We start from the raw sequence: 20,792 nt of genomic DNA on the forward strand, positions 1-20,792 counted from the left end.
GAGCGGCGGCGTCGCTCCGGGGTTCGGCCGCGCCGATTGCGGCAGCGCGGCCGGTGCCCGTGAGCACAGTCCCGAAAGGGGTAGGACCGCGCGATTGAACGCGCGAAAAAGCATTTCGCTCCCGTAGCGACTTTCGAATTTCGGCGGCCGAATTTCAGCGAATCGTGAAGAGGATCTGATCGACCACCCGGCCGCCGAGATCCACCAGCTTGAGCCGGTGCTGGCCGCGCCGCGGGAGGATCAGCGGCCGGGTATCGGCGGTGCCGAGATCGTCGCGATCGAGCAGCAGGCGATGCCCGGCGACTTCCCCTGCCACGGCGATCGCGAGGCGCTGGCGGTCGAGCGGAATATCGGGATCCAGCGCATAGACGCTTCCCGCCACCGGGTTGACGATGTGGGGGCGCCGTGCCGCGGCAGGCGCCGAGGCGACTTCGCTGAGCGCCGTACCCTTTATGAAATATTCGCGGCGCGGCTGCTCGATGCCTTCGGCAAAACGGATCGTCCGTGACTCGATCCCGGGCGGCGGTGGCGACGCTCTTCCGGGGGTGGCGCTGTGCAGTGCCATCATGACGTCACGCCAGACCGGCGCCGCGCCGCTGGTTCCCGAGACCGCGCGCATCGGATCGCCCTCGAGATTGCCCACCCAGACGCCGACCGTGAACCGGTCGCTGAAGCCGATGCACCAATTGTCGCGCATCGCCTTTGAGGTGCCCGTCTTGGCTGCCGCCCAGAATGGCAGCCGCAACGCCGAATCGACTCCGAAGGTGCCGGCGCGGGCATTGGGATCGGCCAGAATGTCGGCGACGATCCATGCCGCCTCCGGCGAAACGATCTTCCGCAGCGGCGCCTTGTGCGTGGCGCGAGTAAGTCGCAGCGGCGACCAGCGTCCGCCGAGCGCGAGGCTGCGAAACGCAGCAACCTGTTCTAGCAAAGTCACTTCCGCCGAGCCCAGAGCGAGCGAATAGCCGTAATATTGGCCGTCCTCGACCAGCCCGCGATAGCCGGTATCCCATAGCCGGTCGCGAAACGCATCGACTCCGGTGAGCAGCAAGGCGCGCACCGCCGGCACGTTGAGCGACCCCGCCAGCGCGACCCGCGCCGAGACCGGCCCCTTGAACGCACGATCGTAATTTTGCGGGACGTATAGCCCCGAAGCAGTGTCGAGCTGGACCGGCGAATCGTCGAGGATCGAAGCAGCGGTGAGATAGCCCTTCTCGATCGCCTGCGCGTAGAGGAACGGCTTGAGCGTCGAGCCCGCCTGCCGGTACGCCGACGCGCCGTCGACAGCGGCCGCAGTCGATTCGCCGCCGATCCCGCCGACATAAGCGAGCACGTCGCCGCTGGCATTGTCGACCACCACCACCGCGCCGTCGCGTGCGCGGGTGCCGCCCAGCCCCTGCAGCTGCCGCCGCAGCGCCGCGATCGCGACCGACTGGATCCGCGCGTCGAGCGTGGAGGTGATCCGTGCGCCGGGCTTGTCGAGCAGCTTGGCCGACAGATGCGGCGCGAGCCCCGGATCGAGCGCGAGGCTGCGCGCCGGCCCCAGCATCGACGCCGCTGCGCCGGCGAAACGGCTGCAATCCTTGTCGTGGCCGAGCGCGCAGGCGCGCCGCGCGACTTCGGTCGATCCCGCCCCCGGATTGGGCAGCAACGCCGCGAGCAGCAGCGCATCGTCGCGGGTGAGCGTCGCCGGGGTCTTGCCGAACAGCCCGAGCGCGGCGGCGGCGATCCCCTGCGCCTCGCCGCGAAAGCCGGCGAGGTTGAGATACGCCTCGAGGATCTGGTCCTTGCTCCAGCGCGCCTCGAGCCCTGCACCCGCGCGCATCTGGCGGAGCTTATCCCATGTGCCGCGATGCCCCGGCGCGGCGAGCTCGGGGGCGAGATAGGCGGCGACCTGCATCGACAAGGTCGAGGCGCCGCGCGCGCGCTTGCCCTCGAGCCGGTCGCGGAGCGCGCCGCCCAGCGCCCACCAGTCGACGCCGTCATGGCTGCGGAAGCGCCGGTCCTCGGCGGCGACCAAGGTGTCGCGCGCGACTTGCGAGACGTCGGCGAGCCGGACCCAGCCGAGCCGGCGCGCCCGATAATCGACGCGGCTGCTGTCTATCAGGCGACCGTTGCGGTCGTACAGCCAGGCTTCAGACGGCTTCCAGTTGGCGACCACCGCGGCATAGCCGGGCAGCGGCGGCGGGCGGGTGATCCATGACAGGGTGACGAAGGTGCCGATCAGCAGCGCGGCAGCGGCGAGCACGATGCGCATCGGGGTGAAGACCCCGCGCCAGCCGCGTTCGCGAAAAGCGGCGCGCTGGCCACGTGCCCATGCGGCGAGCGCTTCGGGGAAGCGGTCTATCCTGCCGGCGACGACGCCAAGTGCCGCCAGCAGATCTCCGAAACGACGCATCAGCCTAGGTTCGTGCTCCTGCGGAAGCAGGAGCCCAGAGTCCCGAGCGCACGGCTTGCCGCCCTGGGCTCCTGCTTCCGCAGGAGCACGAAGATATTACGATGCCACGCATCACCGCTCCGCCACCGTCATCACCGCATTGGGCAGCTGTGCGCGGATTTCGGGCGAATACATCGCTTCGACGCGCGTCGCCGGCAGGCTGAACCGGCCCGCGGCATTGAGCCGCATCACGTAGGAGATCGTGAAGCTGCCGCGCGGCACCCAGCCATAATAAGCCCGCCACGAGCCCTGGCCGCGCTCGATCCAGTTGGGCGAGACGCCTTCGGCGGTTCCGGCTTGCTGGTTGAGCATTTCGGATTGGCCGCCAAGACTGCCGATCACCGTCGCGCCGCTCGGCACCGGATCGTTGATCACCACCCAGTTGCGTTCGGCCGAGGCCTCGACGCTGATCGTCACCTTGATCACGTCGCCGCGGGTGTGGCGCCCGGGCGCGAGCCCCTGCACCACGCTGACCTGCTTCGTCATCTTGTACCCGGCCATCAGCGGCTGGGTGAGCGGCACCGCCGCCTTGACCCGGACGAACGCCCACGGCCCCGCACCGCCCGACTGACGCATCACCAACGGCGTCGCCGCCGTCGGCAGCGGCAGGCTGAAGCTGCGCTGCGGCTCGAGCAAGGGCCAGGGGCGGCTGACGCTGGCGCTGCCGAGGCTGGCGGTGGTGATCCCCGCGATCGCCTCGGCCGGATAGGCCGCCATGAATTTGCGCGCCGCGATCGTCCCCCAGGCGTTGCCGGTGGTGGTACCCCAATGACCGCGCTGCTGGCGCATCGCCACGCCGACCATCATCTTGGGCGTGTCGGCCTGCCAGCCGGGGCGGCCGAGCGTCACCATCACTGCCTTGATCGCCGCTTCGTCGTCCGACGACATCAGCCACCACGGCATGTTGCCCTTGTCGCTCAAGTCGATCCGGGTGCCTTCATAGACCAATCGGGTGCGCAGCACCTGCTCGGCATCGGCGCGGAGCTGCGTGCCGTTGGCGAGGCCGGGCACCTTGGCCAAGGCTGCGAGATAATCGGCGAGCGACGAGGTCGGCATTTCGTTCGGCGCGATGCCGAGCTGGCCGAGCATCGCAGCGGTCGCCGCGCCCTGCCGCGCGAGCGCCGAGAATGCCGCGATCCGCTGGAGCCGGACATCGCCATAATCCTCGCGGCGCAGCCGACCGTCGAGCACTGCCTTCATCGCGTCGATCGCCTTGGCGCGCGGGCCGTCGGGCAGCGGCAGCCCCGCCTCGGCGGTGATCGACAGGATATAGGCAGTGAGCGCTTCCGATCCCGCCCATTCGCCGGGGAAGTAACGCAGCAGCCCGTCACCGTCCTGATAGGCGGGAAGCTCGCCGGCAATGCCGTTCCACATGCCGGTGTCGCCGAGCGCGATCGCGCGCGAGGTGCGCTGCTCGAGGCAGCCATAGGGATAGGCCGCCATATAATCGCGCACCCCCTGCAGCGGCGGCGCGAGCGTGTCGGCCAAGGTCACGTCGACCATGCCCAAGCCCGGCAAAGCGCCCGCCGGCGGGGCGATCGAGAAGCTGGTGCCTTCGCCGACCCGGGCGAGCGTCGCCGCCCAGGTCTCGACCGGTACCGCGGGGATCACGTCCTGCGCCACCGTCACCTTGTCGACTGCCTTGCCGTCGGCCGACCTGGCCGAGACGGTCCAGCTGAGCTGGCCCGCCGCGTTCGGCGCGGTGAGGTTCCAGCTGACCGGCGCGGCGCCGCCCGCCGGGATCTCGACGGTCAGCGGCTTGCCTTGGGCGACCGCCGGAGTGAGCGCGACCGTCGCGGTCACCCGCATCGGCTTGTCCGATCCGTTGCGCAGCGTGAACATCGCCCCGAACGTGTCGCCGGTGCGCACCACCTGCGGCACGCCCGGATAGATGCTGAGATCCTGATGGGTGCGGACGCTCGCTTCGCCGGTGCCGAAGAGTTGCGCGCCGTTGGTGGCGATCGCAACCAGCTTGAACGAAGTCAGCGCATCCGACAGTGGCACCTGCACTCGCGCGTGGCCCTTGTCGTCGAGCGGGACCTTGCCCTTCCACAGCAATACCGGCTGGAAATTCTCGCGGTTGAGCCCCGAGAGATCGCCGCCACCGCCGCCGCCGGCCTCGACCGCCTTCTTGCCGTAATGGCGCTTGCCGACCACCTGGGTCTGCGCCGTCGAGGTCAGCACCGAGATCGGCCGATCGCCCATCATCGCCGTCAGCACGTCCCAGCTCTCATTGGGGGCGAGCTGGAGCAGCGCCTCGTCGACCGCAGCGAACGCCACGTCCGCCTCGCGTGCCGACGATCCGTCGGGGTTCTTCACCTGAATGTCGACGTTGGCCATGTCGCGCGCCGCATAGGTCGCCTTCTCGGCCTTGACCGCGACGCCGAGCCGATGCCCTTCCCAGCCGACCTTCACCTTGGCGATGCCGAGCCGATACGCCGGCTTGGCGAGGTCGACCGTCGCGGTCGGCTTGCCGCCATCCTGCGAGAAGGGCAGTCCCCAATCGCGCGCAAGGTTCGAGCGCCAATTGGCGAAGCCCGAAACACGCCCGCGCACTGCCATCACCGAAACGTAGACGTCGGGCGCATAGGCGGCCGGCATCGGGACTTCGATCACCGGATCCTTGCCGCTCAGCCCGACGACGAAGCTCGACAGCACGCCCTCCCGCTCGACCGTGACCAGTGCGGTGGCCTCGCGGAACGGCATGCGGACCTGGAATTTGGCGGTCTCGCCGGCCTTGTACTCGAGCTGCTCGGGGATGACGTCCATGCGGTCGCCATTGTCGCCGCCAAACCACCAATCGTCGTCGCCGACCAGCCAGGTCGAGCGCGTCGCGCGCGCGACATTGCCTTCTGCGTCCCTGGTCGTGGCGACGGCATAGACCTCGCCCGACACGCCCGGGTCGAGCTGGCAGCTCGCCAGCCCCTGCGCATCGGTCGTCGCGGAGCAGGTCGCGCCCAGCTTCGTCGTCTTCATCTGATTGTCGTACGCGTAGAAGCCGCCGATCAGCCGGCGCCGCGCCGTCAATATCTCGCGGCTGTACAGCTCGACGGATATGGCCTGATTGGCGATCGGCTTGCCCGAGGTATCAAGCGCGACGAAGCGCAGCCGCAAATCGTCCTGCTTCATCAGCCAGCCGTCGGTCTTGATGCCGAGCTGGACCGCGCTGGTGTAGATCGGGATTCGCCGCGATGCGGTCAGGATCTCGCCATTGGCGTCCTGATAATCCATCTCGATCTGCATATTGGTCGGCTGGTCGAGACTCTGCGGCACCTCGACCGAGGTCCGCGCAGTGCCGTCGCCGCCCAAGGTGACCGGCAAGGTCTGGGTCGGCGGCAGCGGAGTCGATTCCTCGTCGGTCTCGTCGTCGCCATTCAGGGGTTTGACGCCTTCGGTCAGCGCGCGGCCGCCGAAGCTGTAGCTGTCATAGCCGTCCGGAGTGCTGATTCCCTCGAACCAGCCGACGCGGAGCTCGACCGGCAGATTGCCCGCGCCGCCGCCCGACAAATAGCCGACGAACAGGTCGAGCGGCAGCGTGCTTGGCCGCACCGCGGCTTCCTTGGGCCCGGCGACCGAGGCCTTCATCGTCGGGAGCTTGTATTCGTCGATCTTGAACGACTGGCTGGTGTAGACGACTTTCTCGTCGCCATCCTCGGTGCGCACGACCTGGACGTCGTAATCGCCCATCTTGGCGCCCTGCGGCGCGGTCCATTCGGTCTCGCCGATGCCGTTGGCGTCGATGCTCAGCGGCAGATCGTACTTGGTGTCCGAGCCGCGATGCGACAGGCGCAGCGTGCCGGTAAAGGCCGGCGACGTGCCGAAGCCGCCGGCGATCGGCTGGCGGACGATGTGCTTCATGTGGATCGTCTCGCCCTGGCGGACGAGCGCGCGATCGAACACCGTGTGGAAAATCTGCTCCTGCTTCTGCCAGCCATAAGGCAGGTCGAAATCGAAGGGGCGGATGCCCTCGCCCCATTGGGTCAGGGTGAAGCTGAAATCGTCGGCCTTGCGCGCCGAGATCATCAGTGGCGAATCATTGCCGCCTTCGCAGCTCGAATAGGTCTCGGGCTCAGGTAGTCCGGCAGGAACGCCGAGCCGGCCCGACGCATCGGTGGTGCCCTTGGCGAGGACCTGCCCGGTACAGCTGTCGGTGATGCGCACCTCGGCGCTGCCGACGCCCTTGCCGCTGTCGAGCGCAGTCACCCAGACCAGCGACTGGTCGCGGCCCCATTTGAAATGCACGCTCATATTGGTGACGAGCGCGCCAGCCGCGACGTAGCGCGGGCTGTTGCGGCCGAGCAGCGCATTGCCGAGCCGCGGGCTGGCGAGCTCGACGACGTAGAATCCGGGCTTGGTCAGCGGGATCCCGACGACTTCGAAATCCTTGCCCTTGCCGGGGAGCGAGACCTGGAACGGCTTGCCGGTCGCCGGGGTGAGCAAGGGCTTCGCCCCCGTCTGGTTGATCTGGATCGTCTCTTCGCCGCGCCGGATGTTGTCGCTCTTGGTCTCGGCGGCATCGTCGATCGCGCGCAGCCATCTGGCGATCTCGCCGTCGCCGCCCTCGACCTTGAGGCTCTGGCCGCCGACCGCCATCTGGTTGCCGGCGAGCTGGCCCTCGACGTTGCGCACGGTGACCGGGAGCACTCCGCCCTCGGCGGCTTCGAGGATGCCGAAATCGGCGGCGAACTTTACCAGCGGCGGCGCCTCGTCGAAGCGCACGTCGAGCGGGAAGCGCTCGCCATTGGAGAGTTTCCGGCCGCTTTCGTCGGTGACATTGGCCGGCAGCGTCAGCTTCGCGGTCACCGCCGCAGGGAGCGGCGCCTTGAACTTGACGTCGGCGATCGTAGCCTTGCGCTTCTCCTCGTCGGAGAAGACCGGGGTCAGCGCCTTGCCGTCGGGCAAGGTGATGCGGATCGCCTCGGCCTGCGCGCGCGGGATCGGCGCCGAGAAGCGCACCCATGCGTCCTGCACCGGGCTGCAGCCGGCCTGCGCATTGACTCGCGAGCATTCGAAGCGCGCGGCGAACGGCTTGCGCACGGTGAAGTCGAAGCGCTGGTCGGTGCCCGCGGTGCGGGCGCCGGCCGCAATGTCCTTGCCCCAGACCAAGGCGACGTCGCGGCCCGGCGGGAGCGGCCGGCGGCATTTGAGCGCGACGACGCTGGCGGTCGCTTTGGCGCGATCGGCCTCGCTGGCGGGAAGCGCCTTGGGCAGCCCGGCTTCTTCGAGGAAGCTCTGCACTGCCCATTGATCGGTGCCGAGCCCGGCGAGCAATTTGCCCGGCACGTCGGCGGGAAGCACGTCGACCGGGATCTTCTCGCCGACGCCGTCGACCGCGCAATAGGCATGCGCGCCGACCGAAGCGCGATCCGGCGCGATGTTGGCGGCGACGAGGAACGTCTGGTCCTCCTCGATCTGCCCGCCATAGCGGCTCGGCAGTACCGCGCGGGCGATCGGGCCGCCGCTGTCGACGGTGAATTTGGTCTGGCCGGTCAGCGCGTAGCCGGCGAGGCTCTTGAGCTTGTCCCTCAGGGTGAAGGTGCAGGTCACCCCGCCGGGGAGCGGGCTGGCGAATTCGTGGACGAAGGTCTGCTGGTCGACCCAACGCCCTTCGCCCCCGACCGGGCATTCGACGTTGAACGGCCCTGCCGCGCGCGGATCGCCGAGGGGAACCATCGCCTGGTTGAACCGCGCGGTGAACCGCTCGATCGCGCCGCCCCCGACGCCGGGCGTGGCCATTTCCACCTGCGGGCTGTTGTCGCCCATCGCCAGTGTCGCGCCGAGCGGCGCGGCGATCAACGCCAGGATCCCCAGCCGGGCAGCGAGCTTCATTGCAACCAATCCCCCAAAAGGCGCGCGCACCCTAGCCGTCACGGAGAGTCAGGCCAACGCCGAATTGACTGACTCCGAAACGGACAGGAATCGACCTGCGCACGCGCCAGTCAACTTGATCATTTAATAAACAATGCGGAAGATGACTGCATCCGAATCGGAGATATGGCGGTGATGGGACGATCATGCTGGTCACCGCGATAGATGCAATTGCCCGCGAAGCGACTCTGTTCGCTGCGATCTGGTTCCTTGTCGGCGGCGTTGACGATCTTCTGGTCGACCTCATCTACGGCGCAAGATGCCTTCATCTGGCGACGTTTTGCCGGATTCGGGCGTCGCACGTGATTTCGATGCCGGATACCGGGATTCCGCCCGGCCGGATCGTCGTCTTCGTTGCGGCGTGGGACGAGGCGCGGGTGATCGGCCGAATGCTGCATACCGCGCTCGCCCGCTTCGCCCATGAGGATTACCGTATCTATGTCGGCACCTATCCCAATGACCCTGCGACGATCGCGGCGGTCGCCGACGTGGCGGAGGCGGATCCGCGCGTCCGGCTGGTGATCGGCAGTGCGCCGGGACCGACGACAAAGGCCGATTGCCTCAATGCCTTGTGGCGCGCGCTGCTGCGCGACGAGGTGGCCGAAGGCTTCACCACGCTGGGCATCGCACTCCACGACGCCGAGGACATCGTCCACCCGCAGGAACTCGCTGTCTATGCCCGCTGGCTCCGGCATTGCGCGACCGTCCAGCTCCCGGTCATCCCGCTTCCCCATCCCCGGTCGCGGTTCGTCGCAGGGCATTATTGCGACGAGTTCGCCGAGGCGCATGGCAAGGTGCTCGTCGTCCGCCAGGCGCTCGGGGCGGGGCTGCCGCTCGCCGGCGTGGGCTGCGCGATCCGCCGCGACATGCTCGGCGCGATCGCCGCGGCGCGGGGCGGCGCGCCGTTCGACGCGACCAGCCTCACCGAGGATTACGAGCTCGGCCTGACGATCGGCGCGATGGGCGGTCGCGTGTGCCTCGCGCGCGTCGCCGAAAGTCCCGGCGGCCCGCCCGTGGCGGTGCGGGCGTATTTCCCCGACACGCCGGCCGCCGCGATCCGGCAAAAGGCGCGCTGGCTGACCGGCATCGCACTCGCCGGCTGGGACCGCACCGGCTGGCGCGCGACATTGCACCCCGGCGATCACTGGATGCGGATGCGCGATCGCCGCGCGACGCTCGCGCTGCCGGTGCTCGCGATCGCCTATGCCACCTTGCTGCTGTGGAGCGCCTCGGCATTGCTCCATCTGCTCGATCGCTCGGCGATGCCTGCACTTTCTTCGGCGGTGCGCGCATTGCTCTGGACCAATTTCGCGCTGCTGCTCTGGCTGCTGCTCGTGCGCGCGGCGTTCGTCCAGCGTGCTTATGGCTGGCGCGAGGCATTGTGGTCGGCGCCGCGAGTGCTGGTCGGCAATTACATCGCCTTGTTCGCCGCCCGCCGCGCGATCGCGCTCTATGTCCGGATCCTCTTCGGCGCCGCGCCGCGCTGGGACAAGACCGACCATCAATTTCCCGACTTGCCGCAGGCCACTCCGTGACCGGCCAGGGGCGGCCGATCCGGTTCCTCGCCCTGGTCCTGTTGGGCTGGGTCGGCGTCCGCATCGCCTTGCTCTGGTCCGCGACCGGATCGCTGCCCGAGGCGATCCGCGCCTTTTCACCCATCGCAGCGGCGCCCGATCCGTCTCCCGCGCCGCGGCAGGTGCGCCGCCTCACGCTGTCCGCCGAACCCCGGGCAAACCCTTCGCCACTTCCGTACGCGCCCGCCGCAGCGCCCCGGGCGCGACCCATGGCTGTCTCCGCCGCGGACCCGGAGCGCGTTCAAATGGCGCTGATGGGCCTGATCCAATATGGCGTACCGGCGATCGTCGGCGCCGCCGCCACGCCGTTGCCGCGCGCTGCCCAGCCCGAGACTCTCCCCGCTTCGCCTTCGCGCTGGTCCGCCAGCGCATGGCTGGTCACCCGCCCCGGCACCGGCCTCGGCGCGGCCCCCGGCGCGAGCCAGCTCGGCGGCAGCCAGGCTGGGCTCCGCGTCGCGTGGATGCTGTGGCCCGACCAGCGTCTCGCCGCCTTCGGCCGATTGGCGGCGCCGCTTCGCGGCAAAGGCACCGAAGCATCGCTCGGCCTCGAATGGCAGCCGGGCCGGGCACCGGTGCGCCTCGTCGCCGAGCAGAGGTTCGGGATCGACGGGACTCCCGGCGGGCCCGGGCTGGGGATCGTCACAGGTTACGATGGACCGGTCGCGCCGGGCTTCAGGCTCGAGACCTATGGCCAGGCCGGCGCGATCCGCCGCCATCGCACCGAACCCTATGCCGATGGTGCCGCGCGGGCGATGCTGACGCTGACCGAGACCAGCGGCATGCGCCTCGCGCTCGGTGGCGGCGCATGGGGCGCGGCGCAACGCGATGCGGCGCGCTTCGACATCGGTCCCTCGGCCACGCTCGCGGTGCCGCTCGGCAAGCGTAATGTCCGCCTCGCGCTCGACTGGCGGCAGCGCGTCGCGGGCGATGCGCGTCCGGGATCGGGCCTCGCGCTCACGCTAGGGAGCGATTTCTAGGCCAACGGGCTTTTGCAGCACGGCGCAAACGCGGTATCGCCTGCAGCCGATGGATCTGTATCTTCCAATCGCCAATCTCTCGGTCAATGCGCTGGTGATCGTGGCTCTCGGCCTCGGCGTCGGGCTGCTTTCGGGCATGTTCGGGGTCGGCGGCGGGTTCCTCACCACGCCGCTGCTGATCTTCTACGGCATCCCGCCCACCGTCGCCGCCGCCTCCGCCGCGAGCCAGGTGACCGGCGCCAGCGTCTCGGGGGTGTTCGCCCATTTCCGGCGCGGCGGCGTAGACGTGCATATGGGGCTGGTGCTCGTCGCCGGCGGCGTGATCGGAAGCATTGTCGGCGCCGGCGTGTTCACCTTGCTCCAGGCCACCGGCGTGATCGATACGGTGATCGCGATCCTCTATGTGCTGATGCTCGGCTCGATCGGCGGGCTGATGCTCCACGAATCGGTCACTGCGGTCCGCGTCGGCCGCGGCGCGGTGCCGCCGCGACCGCGCAAGCGCCGCCACCACCCGCTCGTCGCGATGCTCCCCTTGCGCTGGCGCTTCTACCGCTCGGGCCTGTACATCTCCCCGCTCGCGCCGCTGCTGCTCGGCTTCTTCACCGGCATCCTCACCGTGCTGCTCGGCGTCGGCGGCGGCTTCATCCTCGTCCCCGCGATGCTCTATCTGCTCGGCATGGGGACGCAGGTCGTCGTCGGCACCTCGCTGTTCCAGATCCTGTTCGTCACCGCCGCGGCGACGATGGTCCACGCCACCACCACCAAGGCAGTCGACATCGTCCTCGCGGCCCTGCTGCTGCTCGGATCGGTGGCGGGGGCGCAGCTCGGCGCGCGCTTCGCTCAGAAGGCCAAGCCCGAATATCTCCGCCTCGCGCTGGCGCTGATCGTCCTCGCAGTCGCTTTGCGCATGTTGCTCGGCCTCGCCTGGCGGCCCGACGAAATCTATTCGGTCGAGTTGCTGTGAGGCGCGCTGCCGCCGCCCTGCTGACGCTCGCCGCGCCGTTGCTGATGGGGCAGGCCAAGCCGGTGCTCGTCCCCGACGTGTCGCAACGCAATATCGAGATCGCCTATTCGTTCACCGGCGCCGAATTGCTGCTGTTCGGCGCGATTCTCTATCCGCGCGGACGTGCCCCCGATCCCGAGGACGGCCCCGTCGACATCGTCGTGGTGGTGCGCGGCCCGAGCCAGGCGGTACTGGTGCGCGAGAAGGAGAAGCTCGCGGGCATCTGGCTCAACGCCGAATCGACGCGCTATCGCTCGGCGCCGAGCTTCTACGCAGTCGCCTCGTCGCGCCCGATCCGCCGAATCGTCGACGAAAGGACCCGCGCGATCTACGAGCTCGGCGTCGACAGCCTCCAGCTCTCGCCCGCCTCGGGCGCGGCGCCCGAGGTGCAGGACCGGTTCGATCGCGGGCTGGTCGATCTGCGCACCCGCAGCGGCCTGTTCTACGAGGATTCGAACGCCGTCGAGATCACCGGCGGCGTGCTGTACCGGGCGCGGATCGACATTCCGGCGCGCGTTCCGGTCGGGCGGTTCACTGCCGAGACCTTCCTGATCCAGAACGGCCGGGTGCTCGCCGCCGCGGTGCGCCCGATCGACATCCGCAAATCGGGCTTCGAGCGCTTCGTCGCGACCAGCGCCGAGCGCTATTCGGTGCCTTATGGCTTGGTCGCGGTGGCGCTTTCGGTGCTGTTCGGCTGGGGTGCCGGCGCGCTTTGGCGGCGCTTCTGATTCATCGGACAAGTCGTTCGCGAACAACCCAATATTTACCCTCTTCGGGCATGGTGCGCTGCGTAACCCCGGGGAGTATCCGATGGAAGGTCAGTTCGGCGCGCGCGCCTTCGATAATGCCGCGCCCGTTTCGTCGGCAGATTCGGTGCCGGCGCGCAGCCAGGCGCGCGCGATCGGCGCCGTGCTCGAAATCGCCGGCTCGTCGAGCCAGGTGATGTTCGATCCCGCCGAGATCGAGGCGCTCGGCGCCAGCAGCGACGTCGCAGTCGCCAATTCGGGGCAGGTCGGCAGCCAGGTCAAGATGCGCGTCGGCAGCACATGGCTGATCGCCAATGTCCGCGCGCTCCGCCTCGACTCGAGCGGCGACCGGATCCTCGCCCAGGTCGATTTCCTCGGCGAGGGCGACGAAGAGAAGCTCACCGGCAAGCTCTACAAGTTCCGCCGCGGCGTCACCCGCTATCCTACTCCCGGCTGCGCGGTGTTCCCGGTCTCGACCGCCGATCTCAAGCAGATCTACGCCGCCGACGATCGCGCCCATATCGAGATCGGCAACGTCTATCCGACCAAGGACATCCGCGCCGCGCTCTATGTCGATGCGATGCTCGGCAAGCACTTCGCGTTGCTCGGCTCGACCGGTACCGGCAAGTCGACCGCCGCCGCCCTGATCCTCCACCGCATCTGCGAGCTCTCGCCGCAGGGCCATATCGTGATGATCGATCCGCACGGCGAATATGCCAGCGCGTTCAAGACCACCGGCGCACTCTACGACGTCTCGAACCTGCAGATGCCCTATTGGCTGATGAACTTCGAGGAGCATTGCGAGGTGTTCCTCACCACGCAGGGCTCGGACCGCCAGGTCGATGCCGACATCCTCGCCAAGTGCATCCTGCTCGCCAAGGGCAAGAACCGGCTCGCCCAGGAATTCGGCAAGCTCACCGTCGACGCGCCGATCCCGTATCTGCTCTCGGACCTCACCCAGATACTCCAGCTCGAAATGGGCAAGATGGACAAGGCGACCGATACGGCGCCCTATCTCCGCCTGCGCAGCAAGATCGACGAGATCAAGGGCGACCCGCGCTATACCTTCATGTTCTCGGGCATGCTCGTCGCCGATTCGATGGCGAACTTCCTCGCGCGCATCTTCCGCCTGCCGGGCGACGGCAAGCCGATCTCGATCATCGACGTGTCGGGTGTGCCTTCGGAAATCACGTCCGTGGTCGTCGCCGTGCTCAGCCGGATGGTGTTCGACTTCGCGATCTGGTCGCGCGGCGAGGCCAAGCGCCCGGTGCTTCTGGTCTGCGAGGAGGCGCACCGCTACGTTCCCAACGAGCGCAACGCCGACGGCTCTTCGGTAGGCCGGATCCTCAGCCGGATCGCCAAGGAAGGGCGCAAATACGGCGTATCGCTCGGACTGATCACCCAGCGTCCGTCGGATCTCGCCGAAGGCGTGCTCTCGCAATGCGGCACGATCCTGTCGATGCGGCTCAACAACGAACGCGACCAGGCCTTCGTCAAGGCAGCGATGCCCGAAGGCGCGCGCGGCTTCCTCGATTCGATCCCCGCGCTGCGCAATCGCGAATGCATCGCCGTGGGCGAAGGCGTCGCGACGCCGATCCGTCTGCTTTTCGATCCCCTCGAGGATGGCAAACGCCCGGCATCGGACGACCCGCTCTTCTCCGAACTGTGGCGCGAAAGCGGCGGCGAGGAACTGATGCTCGAGCGCACGATCAAGCGCTGGCGGTCGCAGGGAAGATAAGACCTTTCACGCTGTGGGCGAGGCGCGTGCCGGTCCTCGGCAGAAAGCGCCGGCCTATCCGGCCCGATCGACCTGGTTTTCGACAATAGCGAGGCGATCGCGCGCCGGCGTCAAGTATCGCGTGGATCGGCCAGATCGGGGAACAGCGCTTCGATCGCGCCGCGCAGATCGTTGGTGCCGGGAAGCAGGGCGTAATGGTCGAGCAAGCGCTTCACCAACGCCGCCTTGTGCGGACCGATGCCCGGCATCGCTTCCAGACCGGGGAGGTCCGGGTCGGAAAGCCTGTCCGCCAGATCGCCGAGCGTTCGATAGCCCGCGGCGGCCAGCTGCCGCCGCAAACCCGAAGGCAATACCGACCGGCTCACCGGAAGGTCGCGATCGGTGGCGTCCGGCACGGCGCGCAGCAATCGCGTGCTGCCCGCTTTCTCCCGCGAGAGCGTCCGGCGAATATGACCCAATTGGCCGGAACTGAGCTCAAGCTGCCGTCCGATCTGTCGATAGGTACAGCCCGATGCGCGCAGCGCACGCGCCTCCTCCAGATTAAGCGTAGCTTGCTGCGACCGGCTCAACATCGATCCCGCGTGCCTTCGATGCCGCACCGCCCCGCTCGGGCAGCTCAGTCCTCGTCCTTCACCGCGCCGCGGCCCACCGGGACCGACAGCAATTGGTGAAGCTTCGAGCGGAACGCGCCGAGATCGCTTCCGGTCAGCTGGCGCATCGAGGTGAACGACACCGAACGCGGATTCACCGCACCGCCATTCTTGTAGAGTTCGTAATGGAGATGCGGCCCGGTCGACATGCCGGTGCTGCCCACCGCGCCGATCTGCTGCCCCTTGCGCACGCTCTGCCCGTTCCGGACGAGGATCCGGCTCAAATGGCCATAGCCGGTGCCGAACGCGCCGCCATGGTTGAGCTTGATGAAATTGCCATAGCCCGAGCTGCGCCCGGCGAACTGCACGACGCCGTCGGTCGCGGCATAGACCGGCGCGCCCCAAGGCGCGGCGATGTCGATGCCCTTGTGCATGCGGGTATAGCCGAGCAGGGGATGGCGGCGCATGCCGAAGCTCGAAGAGATGCGGCCGGCTGCGGGCATCGCCATCATGCCGGTCTTGCTGCCCTTGCCGAGCCCATCGAACCATTCGGTCTTGCCGTTCGATTCCCACGGCATCATCTGGACCTTGTTGTCGCAGCCGCTGACACCCGCATAGAGCAGATTGCCGAGCTGGACCTCGCCGGTCGCGGCGCGCGCCTGCTTGACGATGATGTCGAACTTGCAGTCCGAACCGAGACGCGAGACCGGCACGCGGGTGGCGAGCGTGCGGATGAAGGATTCGACCGCCTTGGCCGGGGCCCCGGCGGCACGCGCCGAACGGTAAAGACTCGATCCGATGGCCCCCTGCACGCGCAGCGGCGTATGGTCGATCGCGATCGGAATCTGCTTGAGCGAAAGCTGGTTGCCGTTGCGCGCGACCTCGAGCTTGAGGTCGAACTTTGCGCGGAACGCCATGTTCTGCAGCGGACGCGGCTGCGCCTTGTCGGTGCGGCGGCCCAAGGTGATGTCGAGCATCGTGCCCGGCTGAATGTCGTCGAACGCTACCGCCCTCGTGACCAATGCGCCGACCTGCTCGGCATCGACGGCGCCGACGCCCGAGCGGCGCAGCACGCTGAGCAGCGCGTCGCCCGAGGCGAGCTTGGCATCGAGGCTGATGATCGGGCGTTCAGGCGTGTCGGTCAGCGGCGAAACCAGCCGGGTCGCGGCAACGCGGTAACCAGTGGTTGCGCCGCTGGCGAGCGGGGTGATGGCCTGCGCCCGCGCGGCATCCCATTCGGCACCGGTCAGCGCGGGCGCGACCGTCCCGTAGATCGGCGTCTCGAAACCGGGCGCCATCAGGAAGGTGAGCGCACACAGCCCGAAGCAGGTCGCGACGCCGCGATACCAGGTAAGCGTGCCGATGCGTGCGCCAAGATCGGGAGCGAGATCGAGATTGGCGAAGACCCGACGCTTGAGCTTTGTGCTCAGCGCAGTTCCGGGCGCGGGCGGGAACGCAGACTTGACGCCTGCACCGCCCCCGAACTCCAGACCATGATCGTTACGCAGGAACAAGGCGCGATGCCCCCCGAAAACCCCGTCGTCGAATGTGCCGCCACCCCCGGCGAACACCGAATCACTGTGGAAGAGAGCGTTTAAAGTCAAATTAAGCACCCCGCTTCGTTCCCTTGCCTGCGGCGACCCGTGCAGGTGCCGGGATAAAGGGAAGGCCAGTCTCAAATCTCCCTATAAATCAACATGGTTAAGGAAGGTTCGCAATCAGGGGGTGTTGCTTAAGGGCTGACTCGGAACGATGTTGGTTATCGACATGAGCCAGTTCGCGCGTTCGTCGGTCACTGCGGTGCTCGGCCCCACCAACACCGGCAAGACCCACCTCGCGGTCGAGCGGATGTGCGGCCATGCCAGCGGCATGATCGGCTTTCCGCTACGGCTGCTGGCGCGCGAGATCTATGATCGCGTGGTCCGGATGAAGGGCGTCGAGCATGTCGGGCTGATCACCGGCGAGGAGAAGATCCTTCCGCCCAAGGCGAAATGGTTTCTCTGCACCGCCGAGAGCATGCCGCTCGGCGGAGGCGTGCTCGCCGGAGCAGCAAACACCATGCCGCGCGAGGTGGCGTTCGTCGGCCTCGACGAGGCGCAATTGGGCGCCGACCCAGAACGCGGCCATGTCTTCACCGACCGGCTGCTGCGCGCGCGCGGCTATGCCGAGACGATGATCCTCGGATCAGACTCGTTGAAGCCGATGCTCAAGGCATTGGTTCCCGATGCCGAGATCATCGGCCGCCCGCGTTTTTCGACGCTGAGCTATGCCGGCGCCAAGAAGCTGTCGCGGCTGCCGCGCCGCTCGGCGATCGTCGCTTTCTCCGCCGAGGAAGTGTACGCAGTGGCCGAGGCGCTCCGGCGCCTGCGCGGCGGCGCAGCGGTGGTGATGGGGGCGCTGTCCCCGCGCACCCGGAATGCCCAGGTCGCGATGTTCCAGGCGGGGGAAGTCGATTATCTCGTCGCCACCGACGCGATCGGCATGGGGCTCAACATGGATGTGAATCATGTCGCCTTTGCCAGCCTCTCCAAATTCGACGGTCGCCGCCAGCGCCGCCTGACCGTGGCCGAGATGGCGCAGATCGCTGGTCGCGCCGGGCGCCACCAGAAGGACGGAACGTTCGGCGCGCTGCACGACGAGGGTCCAAGCGCCTTCACGCCCGAGGAAGTGCTCGCGCTCGAGGCGCATCAGGTCCCCCGGCTCGAGCATCTCTATTGGCGCGAAGGCGAGCCCGATTTCGCCAGCATGGACGCTTTGGTCTCCAGCCTCGAGACCAGACCGCGCGCGGAGGTCTTGCGCGCCGCGCCCGAAGCGACTGATCTGGCGGTGCTCAAACGCCTCGCCGAAGAGGATTGGGTGCGCGCACGCGTCCGCTCGCCGAAGATGGTCGCACGGCTCTGGGCGGCGTGCGGACTCCCCGACTTTCGCAAGCTCGGGGTCGACCCGCATGCGCGCTTCGTCGGGCGGCTGTTCGGACACCTCTCCGAAGCCAGGGGCCATGTCCCGCACCAATGGTTCGCCGACGAGATCGCCCGGCTCGACAATATGGGCGGCGATGTCGAGACGCTCGCCGGGCGGATCGCCGCGGCGCGCAGCTGGGCCTATATCGCGCACCGCGCCGACTGGCTGGAGGACCCGATCCACTGGGCCGAACGTACGCGCGCGATCGAGGAGAAGCTTTCGGACGCGCTCCACGCCAGTCTCACCCAGCGCTTCGTCGACAAGCGCACCACCGTGCTGCTCCGCCAGATCGGCGCCGACGCCTCGACCCTGCCGGTGACGATCGGGCCCGAGGGCGAAGTCAGCGTCGAGGAGCACCCGTTGGGCAAGCTCGAAGGGTTTCGCTTTACTGTGCAGGCCGAGGCGCGTGCCGCGGACAAGCGGATGCTGCTCGCGGCGGCAGAGAAAAGACTGGCTGGGGAATTCCGCGCTCGTGGCGAAGCCTTGATCAACGCGGGTGATACCGAATTGGTCCTTGTTCCCCGGCGAGGGCCGGGGCCCAGCCTTGAAGGTGGCAATGCCGAGTCTGGGCCCCGGCCTTCGCCGGGGAACAACATGGTAGAATGGCGCGGGTCCGCGATTGCCGAACTCCGCTCGGGCCCGAACCTCGTCCGCCCCAAGATCAGCCTCGACCGCGCACTCGACATACTCGATCCCCAGACTCGCGCCGCGGTGCAGATCCGACTCGAAACCTGGTTTGCCGCGCAGATCGCCCGCCACCTCCCCGTCCTCGCCAAACTCGACGCCGCAAGCCGCGATCCTGCGGCAGGCAGTCCGCTTCGCGCGCTCGCCAACGCGTTGCTCGACGCCGGCGGGCTGCTCCCCCGCCGCGCAGCGGCGGCGCTGGTCGAGGGACTCGACGGCGATGCCCGCAAACGGCTGCGCACGATCGGAATCACGATCGGCACGCTGGATTTGTTCGCGCCCGCCTTGCTCAAGCCCGCCGCCGCGCGCTGGCGCCGCGCGCTGATAGGTCTCGCCGATGCGCCGCCCGAAGGTGCGTCGGTGATCGCGCGCAACGCGCCCGGCGCCGATCTGGCACACGGCTTCCGCCCGCTCGGCGCGCAGGCGGTGCGCGTCGATCTGGTCGAGCGCATCGCCCGGGCAGCGCATGACGCGCGGCAGGGGCGCAAACCCTTCGCGCCGGATCCCGCGCTGGCCACTTCGATCGGCCTCACCCCCGAAACCCTGGCGCGGCTGATGGCGCAACTCGGCTTCAAGACCGCGAAGGCCCGCGACGGCGAACCGCAGCGCTGGATCTGGCAAGGCCTGACGCCCGTCGCGGCGCCTAAAGCCGCCCCGACCGACAACGCCTTCGCGGCACTGGCAGGGCTGCGCGGTGGCTGACAGCGAGGCCATCCGGCTCGACCGCTTCCTGTGGTTCGCCCGGCTCGCCAAGTCGCGCAGTGCCGCGCAGGCGATCGCCGAGAAGGGCACGCTACGACTCGACGGCCGGCGGATCGAGCGCTCGGCCGCCCCGGTCCGCATCGGCGCGATCATCGTCTTCCCGCTCTACGGCAAGGTCGTCGCGCTCCGCGTCGAGGCGCTGCCGAAGCGCCGGGGGCCGCCCGCCGAGGCAGCGCAGCTTTACACCCGGCTAGAAACCCACGTTCCCAGAAACGTTGACGCCGCAGAATCCGGGGCATAGCAGGGGCGCAAGTTCAGACTTTGCCGCTCGAGGGAGCCGACCTGCCATGACCTATGTCGTCACCGACGCCTGCATCCGGTGCAAGTACATGGACTGCGTCGAAGTGTGCCCGGTCGACTGTTTCTACGAAGGCGAGAACATGCTCGTCATCAATCCCAGCGAGTGCATCGATTGCGGCGTCTGCGAGCCAGAATGCCCCGCCGAGGCGATCCTTCCCGATACCGAGAACGGGCTGGAGAAGTGGCTCGAACTCAACAAGACCTATTCCGAGGAATGGCCCAACATCACCCAAAAGGGCGACGTTCCCGCCGATGCCGACGCGTTGAAGAACGAGGAAGGCAAGTTCGAAAAGTATTTCTCCGCGACGCCCGGCACCGGAAGCTGATCCGGCGCGACTGCGCGCACGGCCTCGAAAAAATCTTCGCCGCAGTGCACATAAATGTACCGCGGCGATGACGCGCGGCTGGTAATTTTGTTGCAACCGTGTTAAATAGTCCGGGACGGAGGCGATGAATCGCCCTTCCGCCCGGAGAAGCATAGGTTGTTGTCCCGAACCGCCTGCCCGGCGCAGAACGCGCCAGGGTCGACGCCGCACCCGTTCGGGACCGGTTATTCACGGAAAGGTCTCTAGCCCATGGCTGCCAAGGCGCTGTCCTTCGACGTCGGCGATTATGTCGTTTACCCCAAGCACGGCGTCGGCCGTGTCATCGAGCTGCAGAAACAGGAAATTGCGGGCATGCAGCTCGAGCTCTACGTGCTGCGCTTCGAAAAAGAGAAGATGACGCTGCGCGTTCCCACCAACAAGGCCGAGAGCGTCGGCATGCGCAAATTGTCGTCCGACAAGACTCTCCGCGAAGCGCTCGAGACGCTCAAGGGCAAGCCCAAGGTCAAGCGCACCATGTGGTCGCGCCGCGCGCAGGAATATGAGGCCAAGATCAATTCGGGCGACCTGGTGTCGATCGCCGAAGTGGTCCGCGATCTGTTCCGCGCCGACGATCAGCCCGAGCAGAGCTATTCGGAGCGTCAGATTTTCGAAGCCGCCGCGTCGCGTCTCGCCCGCGAGCTCGCCGCGATGGAAGAGGTCGACGAGCCGACCGCGCTCGAGAAGATCCTCGAGATCCTGCGCAAGGCCGCGGCGATCTGGAACAAGGACAAGGTTCCGGCCTGACCAAGGCCGCAACTTTCTGAACTTCGGGAAGGGGTGGCTCGGC

At 68.0% G+C, this 20,792-nt stretch carries 14 protein-coding genes; 9 read left to right on the forward strand and 5 right to left on the reverse strand.

The window, feature by feature from the left end; translation table 11 throughout:
- Positions 1 to 154: 154 nt before the first annotated feature.
- The 3 genes from pbpC to Q9Q95_RS20590 all read right to left on the reverse strand — a co-directional run bounded on the left by pbpC (position 155) and on the right by Q9Q95_RS20590 (position 8,607).
- Entirely contained in the window at positions 155 to 2,257 is a 2,103-nt protein-coding gene (pbpC, locus tag Q9Q95_RS20580) for a penicillin-binding protein 1C (RefSeq protein ID WP_306099083.1), read from the reverse strand.
- A gap of 252 nt (positions 2,258 to 2,509) precedes the next feature.
- Positions 2,510 to 8,266 carry an alpha-2-macroglobulin gene (locus Q9Q95_RS20585; protein WP_306099040.1) on the reverse strand — a complete coding sequence of 1,919 codons (5,757 nt, stop codon included), beginning with the start codon at positions 8,264 to 8,266 and terminating at the stop codon, positions 2,510 to 2,512.
- A gap of 119 nt (positions 8,267 to 8,385) precedes the next feature.
- Positions 8,386 to 8,607, reverse strand: coding sequence for a hypothetical protein (locus Q9Q95_RS20590; protein ID WP_306099090.1), 222 nt, complete (start codon positions 8,605 to 8,607; stop codon positions 8,386 to 8,388).
- Between Q9Q95_RS20590 and Q9Q95_RS20595 the strand changes: the two genes are divergently transcribed.
- The 5 genes from Q9Q95_RS20595 to Q9Q95_RS20615 all read left to right on the forward strand — a co-directional run bounded on the left by Q9Q95_RS20595 (position 8,506) and on the right by Q9Q95_RS20615 (position 14,343).
- Complete coding sequence (locus Q9Q95_RS20595; RefSeq protein ID WP_306099084.1) at positions 8,506 to 9,840, forward strand: glycosyl transferase family protein; 1,335 nt, start codon at positions 8,506 to 8,508, stop codon at positions 9,838 to 9,840. The two genes, Q9Q95_RS20590 and Q9Q95_RS20595, sit on opposite strands and share 102 nt — an antisense overlap.
- Positions 9,837 to 10,856, forward strand: coding sequence for a hypothetical protein (locus tag Q9Q95_RS20600; RefSeq protein ID WP_306099041.1), 1,020 nt, complete (start codon positions 9,837 to 9,839; stop codon positions 10,854 to 10,856). The genes Q9Q95_RS20595 and Q9Q95_RS20600 overlap by 4 nt, the downstream gene beginning before the upstream one ends.
- 49 nt (positions 10,857 to 10,905) lie before the next feature.
- Positions 10,906 to 11,820, forward strand: coding sequence for a sulfite exporter TauE/SafE family protein (locus Q9Q95_RS20605; RefSeq protein ID WP_306099042.1), 915 nt, complete (start codon positions 10,906 to 10,908; stop codon positions 11,818 to 11,820).
- A 44-nt stretch (positions 11,821 to 11,864) separates the two neighbouring features.
- Positions 11,865 to 12,587 carry a TIGR02186 family protein gene (locus Q9Q95_RS20610; RefSeq protein ID WP_306099085.1) on the forward strand — a complete coding sequence of 241 codons (723 nt, stop codon included), beginning with the start codon at positions 11,865 to 11,867 and terminating at the stop codon, positions 12,585 to 12,587.
- Positions 12,588 to 12,669: 82 nt separating this feature from the next.
- Positions 12,670 to 14,343 (forward strand): ATP-binding protein, encoded by a 1,674-nt coding sequence (locus Q9Q95_RS20615; protein WP_371876820.1) that lies wholly within the window; start codon positions 12,670 to 12,672, stop codon positions 14,341 to 14,343.
- Positions 14,344 to 14,453: 110 nt separating this feature from the next.
- Here Q9Q95_RS20615 and Q9Q95_RS20620 read toward each other — a convergent pair whose 3' ends face one another.
- Positions 14,454 to 14,915, reverse strand: coding sequence for a hypothetical protein (locus Q9Q95_RS20620; RefSeq protein WP_306099043.1), 462 nt, complete (start codon positions 14,913 to 14,915; stop codon positions 14,454 to 14,456).
- Positions 14,916 to 14,959: 44 nt separating this feature from the next.
- Positions 14,960 to 16,447, reverse strand: coding sequence for a M23 family metallopeptidase (locus Q9Q95_RS20625; RefSeq protein ID WP_306099044.1), 1,488 nt, complete (start codon positions 16,445 to 16,447; stop codon positions 14,960 to 14,962).
- 253 nt (positions 16,448 to 16,700) lie between these two features.
- Between Q9Q95_RS20625 and Q9Q95_RS20630 the strand changes: the two genes are divergently transcribed.
- The 4 genes from Q9Q95_RS20630 to Q9Q95_RS20645 all read left to right on the forward strand — a co-directional run bounded on the left by Q9Q95_RS20630 (position 16,701) and on the right by Q9Q95_RS20645 (position 20,749).
- Entirely contained in the window at positions 16,701 to 19,280 is a 2,580-nt protein-coding gene (locus Q9Q95_RS20630) for a helicase-related protein (RefSeq protein WP_306099087.1), read from the forward strand.
- On the forward strand, positions 19,273 to 19,581 hold the full coding sequence (locus tag Q9Q95_RS20635; protein ID WP_306099045.1) for a S4 domain-containing protein: 309 nt from the start codon (positions 19,273 to 19,275) through the stop codon (positions 19,579 to 19,581). Before Q9Q95_RS20630 ends, Q9Q95_RS20635 begins: the two co-directional genes overlap by 8 nt.
- Positions 19,582 to 19,627: 46 nt before the next feature.
- Positions 19,628 to 19,966, forward strand: a complete 339-nt coding sequence (gene fdxA / locus Q9Q95_RS20640; protein WP_306099046.1) for a ferredoxin FdxA — start codon at positions 19,628 to 19,630, stop codon at positions 19,964 to 19,966.
- A 249-nt stretch (positions 19,967 to 20,215) separates the two neighbouring features.
- On the forward strand, positions 20,216 to 20,749 hold the full coding sequence (locus Q9Q95_RS20645) for a CarD family transcriptional regulator (protein ID WP_306099047.1): 534 nt from the start codon (positions 20,216 to 20,218) through the stop codon (positions 20,747 to 20,749).
- Positions 20,750 to 20,792: the final 43 nt, after the last annotated feature.

Source organism: Sphingomonas sp. DG1-23, from assembly GCF_030730875.1.
In the GTDB taxonomy this organism is placed as follows: Bacteria; Pseudomonadota; Alphaproteobacteria; order Sphingomonadales; family Sphingomonadaceae; genus Sphingomonas.

What these genes read in the sequence shown, in the direction of transcription:
- pbpC (WP_306099083.1), bottom strand. Translation starts at nt 2,257, where the DNA reads ATGCGCATCGTGCTCGCCGCTGCCGCGCTGCTGATCGGCACCTTCGTC.
- Q9Q95_RS20585 (WP_306099040.1), bottom strand. Translation starts at nt 8,266, where the DNA reads ATGAAGCTCGCTGCCCGGCTGGGGATCCTGGCGTTGATCGCCGCGCCG.
- Q9Q95_RS20605 (WP_306099042.1), top strand. Translation starts at nt 10,906, where the DNA reads ATGGATCTGTATCTTCCAATCGCCAATCTCTCGGTCAATGCGCTGGTG.
- Q9Q95_RS20610 (WP_306099085.1), top strand. Translation starts at nt 11,865, where the DNA reads ATGGGGCAGGCCAAGCCGGTGCTCGTCCCCGACGTGTCGCAACGCAAT.
- Q9Q95_RS20615 (WP_371876820.1), top strand. Translation starts at nt 12,670, where the DNA reads ATGGAAGGTCAGTTCGGCGCGCGCGCCTTCGATAATGCCGCGCCCGTT.
- Q9Q95_RS20620 (WP_306099043.1), bottom strand. Translation starts at nt 14,915, where the DNA reads ATGTTGAGCCGGTCGCAGCAAGCTACGCTTAATCTGGAGGAGGCGCGT.
- Q9Q95_RS20630 (WP_306099087.1), top strand. Translation starts at nt 16,701, where the DNA reads ATGAGCCAGTTCGCGCGTTCGTCGGTCACTGCGGTGCTCGGCCCCACC.
- fdxA (WP_306099046.1), top strand. Translation starts at nt 19,628, where the DNA reads ATGACCTATGTCGTCACCGACGCCTGCATCCGGTGCAAGTACATGGAC.
- Q9Q95_RS20645 (WP_306099047.1), top strand. Translation starts at nt 20,216, where the DNA reads ATGGCTGCCAAGGCGCTGTCCTTCGACGTCGGCGATTATGTCGTTTAC.